Origin of the sequence: Mesorhizobium comanense, assembly GCF_005503535.1 — a bacterium.
GTDB lineage: Bacteria > Pseudomonadota > Alphaproteobacteria > Rhizobiales > Rhizobiaceae > Mesorhizobium > Mesorhizobium comanense.
The window spans coordinates 59,556-65,883 of the sequence record NZ_SCNN01000031.1 but is presented as its reverse complement, the minus strand read 5'-3'; the positions used below and the strand labels follow the sequence as shown (position 1 = coordinate 65,883).

At 61.1% G+C, this 6,328-nt stretch carries 5 protein-coding genes; 4 read left to right on the top strand and 1 reads right to left on the bottom strand.

Annotated elements, in window-relative coordinates; all coding sequences use genetic code 11:
- Nucleotides 1-97: 97 nt before the first annotated feature.
- The 4 genes from FFS37_RS36275 to FFS37_RS31900 all read left to right on the top strand — a co-directional run bounded on the left by FFS37_RS36275 (nt 98) and on the right by FFS37_RS31900 (nt 5,924).
- Nucleotides 98-736: a hypothetical protein gene (locus tag FFS37_RS36275; RefSeq protein WP_332313169.1), complete on the top strand. Its 639-nt coding sequence runs from the start codon at nt 98-100 to the stop codon at nt 734-736.
- A 220-nt stretch (nt 737-956) separates the two neighbouring features.
- Nucleotides 957-4,448, top strand: coding sequence for a carbamoyl-phosphate synthase large subunit (gene carB / locus FFS37_RS31910; RefSeq protein ID WP_137934921.1), 3,492 nt, complete (start codon nt 957-959; stop codon nt 4,446-4,448).
- A 106-nt stretch (nt 4,449-4,554) separates the two neighbouring features.
- Entirely contained in the window at nt 4,555-5,232 is a 678-nt protein-coding gene (locus FFS37_RS31905) for a hypothetical protein (protein ID WP_137934920.1), read from the top strand.
- Nucleotides 5,232-5,924 (top strand): pentapeptide repeat-containing protein, encoded by a 693-nt coding sequence (locus FFS37_RS31900; protein ID WP_137934919.1) that lies wholly within the window; start codon nt 5,232-5,234, stop codon nt 5,922-5,924. The genes FFS37_RS31905 and FFS37_RS31900 overlap by 1 nt, the downstream gene beginning before the upstream one ends.
- A 39-nt stretch (nt 5,925-5,963) precedes the next feature.
- Here the strand turns inward: FFS37_RS31900 and FFS37_RS31895 are convergent, their stop codons facing one another.
- Nucleotides 5,964-6,305, bottom strand: a complete 342-nt coding sequence (locus FFS37_RS31895; RefSeq protein ID WP_332313173.1) for a Rid family hydrolase — start codon at nt 6,303-6,305, stop codon at nt 5,964-5,966.
- Nucleotides 6,306-6,328 lie beyond the last annotated feature (23 nt).

The following is a 6,328-nucleotide window of genomic DNA, read 5'->3' as shown; positions in this document are numbered from 1 at the left end:
ACCCCCGGCCGCGCCGCCGCCCGATTTGACGGCGCGCCTCGGCGACGCGCCCCATCCGGCCGCGCCCGAACCGCCGAAGTCGGCCACGGCCACCGCCATGCAGGATGCCTATGGCCTGGCGCTCGCCGCGCAGGACAATCCCATGACCAGCGAGATCAGGAGCCCGGCAGAGGCCCCGGCGCCGGCACCCGTGGCGACCGCCACCGTCACCCCACCGCCGGCGCCGCCCGTGGCGGCGGCAACAGTGCCCGACGCGTCGAAGACGGACGAACAACCGGTCCAGGAAGCCGCCGCCGAACCGGTGGCCGATCCCCCGGCCGACAACAGCACGGCTCCCGTCGCGAAGGGGATTCCGGTGCCGACACCCCGGCCTGGCAGCACGGAGGCGCAGCCCGCCATCGACCCGCAGACCGTGGCGCGGGTCGAACCGCAGCAGCCGGCGCAGCCCCTGGCCCGCGCCCCCGACGCGACCGGCGAAATCCCCTGCGCCCGTTATGTCGGCCAGCCGATGACGCGCTGCGAAGTCAGCGTCGTGCGCGGCGGCGCCAACAAGGCCGACGTCACCGTGACCTGGCCCGACGGCGGCACCCGCGTCATCTCCTTCTACGCCGGCCAGCCCGCCGGCTCGAACTCGCGCAGCGACTTCCGCTTCACCAGGGAAGGCACGTTGAACATGATCCGCGTCGGCGTGTCGGAGCGGTTCGAGATCACGGACCAGCTGGCGCTGGGGGATTAGGTGCTAGGCAATAGGGATTAGGTGCTAGGCAATAGGGATTAGGCATTGGGCAAGGAGCGTCACTCCCTACTCCCTACTCCCTTCATTTTCGGGGTTACATCCTGCAAAACTCTTCCCTATAAGGCCCTCCTAGCCTGATACCAGAATCGCAAGCACAACCGGCCGGGTCTTCCCGTCCCGGTTTTTCGTGCAAGCCGCTCGCCGAACGGAATTTTCGACCATGCCAAGACGCACCGACATCAAGTCGATCCTGATCATCGGGGCCGGCCCCATCGTCATCGGCCAGGCCTGCGAATTCGACTATTCCGGCACCCAGGCCTGCAAGGCGCTGAAGGAGGAAGGCTTCCGCGTCATCCTGGTCAATTCCAACCCGGCCACCATCATGACCGACCCGGAACTGGCCGACGCCACCTATATCGAGCCGATCACGCCCGAAGTGGTCGCCAAGATCATCGCCAAGGAGCGGCCCGACGCGCTGCTGCCGACCATGGGCGGCCAGACCGCGCTCAACACCGCGCTGTCGCTGCGCCGCATGGGCGTGCTGGAGCGCTACAATGTCGAGATGATCGGCGCCGACGCGCACGCCATCGACAAGGCCGAGGACCGCGCGCTGTTTCGCGAGGCCATGAGCAAGATCGGCCTGGAAACGCCGAAGTCGATGCTGGCCAACGCCACCGAGGTCAAGAACGCCGACCGCAAGACGCACGAGGCCGAGCGTGCCGCGCTGAAGGCCGAGAAGCCCGACAATCTCGACGCCGCGCTGGACGCGCTGGAAACCCGCTGGAACCTCGGCGAAGGCGACCGCAAGCAGCGCTATATCAGCCATGGCATGGCCATCGCCGCCCAGGCGCTCGACCATGTCGGCCTGCCCGCCATCATCCGCCCGTCCTTCACCATGGGCGGCACCGGCGGCGGCATCGCCTACAACCGCGCCGAATTCTACGACATCGTCCAGTCCGGCCTCGACGCCTCGCCGACCACCGAAGTGCTGATCGAGGAAAGCGTGCTCGGCTGGAAGGAGTATGAGATGGAGGTCGTCCGCGACAAGGCGGATAACTGCATCATCGTCTGCTCGATCGAGAACATCGACCCGATGGGCGTGCACACCGGCGATTCCATCACCGTCGCCCCGGCGCTGACCCTCACGGACAAAGAATACCAGATGATGCGCAACGCCTCGATCGCGGTGCTGCGCGAGATCGGGGTGGAGACCGGCGGCTCCAATGTGCAGTTCGCCGTCAACCCGGCGGACGGGCGCCTCGTCGTCATCGAGATGAACCCGCGCGTGTCGCGCTCCTCGGCGCTCGCCTCCAAGGCCACCGGCTTCCCGATCGCCAAGATCGCGGCCAAGCTCGCCGTCGGCTACACGCTGGACGAGCTGGAGAACGACATCACCGGCGGCGCCACGCCCGCCTCCTTCGAACCGTCGATCGACTACGTCGTCACCAAGATCCCGCGTTTCGCCTTCGAGAAATTCCCCGGCGCCGAGCCGGTGCTGACCACCGCCATGAAGTCGGTCGGCGAAGTGATGGCCATCGGCCGCACCTTCCAGGAATCGCTGCAGAAAGCGTTGCGCGGCTTGGAAACCGGCCTCACCGGCCTCGACGAGATCGAAATCCCCGGCCTGAGCTCCGGCAACAGCGCCGACGACCGCAACGCCATCCGTGCCGCACTCGGCACGCCGACGCCCGACCGGCTGCGCATGGTGGCGCAGGCGATCCGCATGGGCACCTCGCTGGAAGACGTGCACGCAATGTGCAAGATCGACCCGTGGTTCCTCGAGCAGATATCAGGCATCCTTGCCATGGAAGCCCGCGTGCGCGAGCACGGCCTGCCGCAGGACGCCGTCAATCTGCGCATGCTGAAGGCGATGGGCTTCTCCGATGCCCGCCTCGCCTCCCTGACGAAGACCGACGCCGAAGCGATTGCGAAGATTCGCGACAAGCTCGACGTCCATCCCGTCTACAAGCGCATCGACACCTGCGCGGCCGAGTTCGCCTCGCCGACCGCCTACATGTACTCGACCTACGAAGTGCCCTTCGCCGGTGCACTGGCCAACGAGGCCCACGTGTCGTCGCGGAAAAAAGTCGTCATCCTCGGCGGCGGCCCGAACCGCATCGGCCAGGGCATCGAGTTCGACTATTGCTGCTGCCATGCCGCCTTCGCGCTGCGCGACGCCGGCTATGAAGCCATCATGATCAACTGCAACCCCGAGACCGTCTCGACCGACTACGACACGTCGGACCGGCTCTATTTCGACCCGCTGACGGCCGAGGACGTGCTGGAGATCCTGCGCGCCGAGCAGGCCTCGGGCGAACTGGTCGGCGTCATCGTCCAGTTCGGCGGACAGACGCCGCTGAAACTGGCGGACGCGCTGGAAAAGGCCGGCATCCCGATCCTCGGCACCTCGCCCGACATGATCGATCTCGCCGAGGACCGCGACCGCTTCCAGAAGCTGCTGCACAAGCTCAACCTCAGCCAGCCCAAGAACGGCATCGCCTATTCGGTCGAGCAGGCCCGCCTCGTCGCCGGCGAGCTCGGCTTCCCGCTGGTGGTGCGCCCCTCCTATGTGCTGGGCGGCCGCGCCATGCAGATCATCCATGACGAGGGCATGCTGCAATCCTACCTGCTCGACACCGTGCCCGGCCTCGTGCCGGAGGACATCAAGCAGAAATATCCCAACGACAAGACCGGCCAGATCAACACGCTGCTCGGCAAGAACCCGCTGCTGTTCGACACCTATCTCTCGGGCGCCATCGAGGTCGACGTCGACTGCCTCTGCGACGGCAAGGCGACCTTCGTGTCGGGCATTCTCGAACACATCGAGGAGGCCGGCATCCATTCGGGCGATTCGGCCTGCTCGCTGCCCGTCCACTCGCTGCCCTCGGACCTCGTCGACGAGCTGGAACGCCAGACCGCGGCACTTGCCCGCGCGCTCAATGTCGGCGGCCTGATGAACGTGCAGTACGCCATCAAGGACGGCACGGTCTATGTGCTGGAAGTCAACCCGCGGGCGTCGCGCACCGTGCCCTTCGTCGCCAAGACCATCGGCCGGCCGATCGCGAAAATCGCCGCCCGCATCATGGCCGGCGAAAAGCTGGAAGACGCCTTCGCGCATTACGGCGCGATGCCCGACCCGCGCAACCCCGGCCACATCGCGGTCAAGGAAGCCGTCTTCCCCTTCGCCCGCTTCCCCGGCGTCGACATCCTGCTCGGCCCGGAAATGCGCTCGACCGGCGAGGTCATGGGCCTCGACCGAGACTTCGCGCTCGCCTTCGCCAAGAGCCAGCTCGGCGCCGGCGTCGACCTGCCGCGCTCCGGCACGCTGTTCGTCTCGGTGCGCGACGAGGACAAGAAAGGCATATTGCCGGCGGTGCAGCGTCTTGCCCGTCTCGGCTTCAAGGTGCTGGCCACCTCAGGCACCGCCCGCTTCCTCGCCGAAAACGGCGTCGTGGCCGAAAAGATCAACAAGGTGCTCGAAGGCCGCCCCCACATCGAGGACGCCATCCGCAACCGCCAGGTCCAGATCGTGTTCAACACGACGGATGGGCAAAAGGCGGTGTCGGATTCAAAGTCGCTGCGTAGGGCCACGCTGATGCAGAAGGTGCCGTATTATACGACGCTGTCTGGGGCGGCGGCCGTGGCGGAGGCGATTGCGGCGCTGAAGGCGGGGAGCCTGGAGGTTCGGCCGCTGCAGGAGTATTTTGCGTAGACCTGAGGCAAAGACTGCACGCTTGTCCGGAAGATATCGAATTGTTTGTGATGTAAGCAAACGCTTGCTAATCTTCTCTTAGTTTGCGTCGACTCAGGACGGTTTGGTGGATACTCGGAAAAACGTCGTTAGCGCGTCCCTTTCGCTTTCAGCTACAAATAAGATTGGAAAGGTTTTGGGCCTCACCGTAAGGGGTGAAGAAGCCGAAGCGAACTGGCGTGTCCCAAGAATTAGCTATTCGGTCAATCGCGTGCTCATTCATTTCGAAGCAGAAGGGTGTACCTTTCCGGAGGAAGATTGGGCTTACGATCCTGTCACTTTAACAGACGTTGAATTTTCCCATGAAAACTCAGAGACTACTGAGGTCACCAATAACACCGATTTCGGTTGGGCCGGATCAATCACAGCTTCTATTCCAGGAGGAAGCGTTAAATCATCTCGCTCTCGCGCCGAAAAGAAAACTACCGTTAGTGTCACAAAATTCTTGGAAACGCATAAACCTATATTGGCCCACGGCACCGCTTCTAATCCGACCTGGAGCCTGACTTCAGAACGTGCCCACAAACCTTTACTGGGGACCCTTATTCGGCACGATCGATTTTGTCGAGCTGAGCCTAATGGACCAAAAGCCATAGTACGCGTCTCTTTCGAAATTCCATACGATGCGCTTTTATTTAGAAGACCAGACGGCTCATATTCAGGAAATAAATTCGGCGTTGCCAGACTATTAATTAGAAAATCGATTTGCGGAAAGAGAACAGCGCTTTGTGAAATGGAAATATAATGATGTTTATCGATAATTATTTGAAAAAAATTGATGCAGCCAATACAGAAAATTTTGTAAAGCTTGTGGAAATTTCGGGCCTTGATCCGAAACTAGATTTCAGATTCGCTAATTTTGAGGGTATGGACTTTTCGGGTTGTAGTTTGAAGGGATTCGATTTTACCGGATCCGATTTCACGCGAGCCAGATTGGGTAACGCGAATTTCGACGGCGCGATCATAAGAGGTGCGGTATTCTCAAAAATAGAAAACCCCCGGAGAAACGACAACAAAAATATCACCACGAAAAGGCAACAGATTATCAGGGCGATGTCTTCTTGGCTAGGCACCGATCTAAAGGCAGTTAGTCGAACTTGGTTTGAGAATTCGGATTCTACGACAAGAGTCGTATGCACCATATCAAAAGGCTTCGATAGCGGGACGCCTTACTGGTTTGCATATCACCCAAAATGGGATGATTTTTTGAAGGAAGCCCTCAAGGCATATTTTATTCTTGGTTGCCTTGACCTTGATAGCGCATTTGCCATACCCAGATCCGTGATTGCCAAGGCGTTGCCGGACCTGCACGCCTCGCAAGACAACGGCAGGAAATACTGGCATATTCACGTCAGAAGAAATATAAGTAAGGGTTATGAATTGGCCGTGCCAAATAAAATAAATGTATCTCTTGATCAGTTTAGAGTTTCACTGTAGCTCTTATTTATCTGCTGATGATACCGCCCTGGTGTCCTCTCACCCCACAGCCACACACTCAATCTCGATATCAAACTCCATCGGCCAGGACGCCACCGGCACGAAACTCCGCGCCGGCGGGTTCACACTGAAGTACCGCGCATAGACCCGGTTGATCGCATTGTAGAATCCCGAATTGACGGCGTAGATGCGCACCATCACCACGTTGTCCAGCGAGGTGCCGGCCGCTTCCAGGCAGTGCTTCAGAGCCTTCAGCGATGCCTCGGTCTGAACCTCGATGTCGCCGCGCACCATCTCGCCGGTCACCATGTCCACCGGCGGCGTTCTTCCCTTCTCCCCTTGTGGGAGAAGGTGGATCGACGCTTTAGCGTCGAGACGGATGAGGGGTGCTCCAGCGGAGTAAG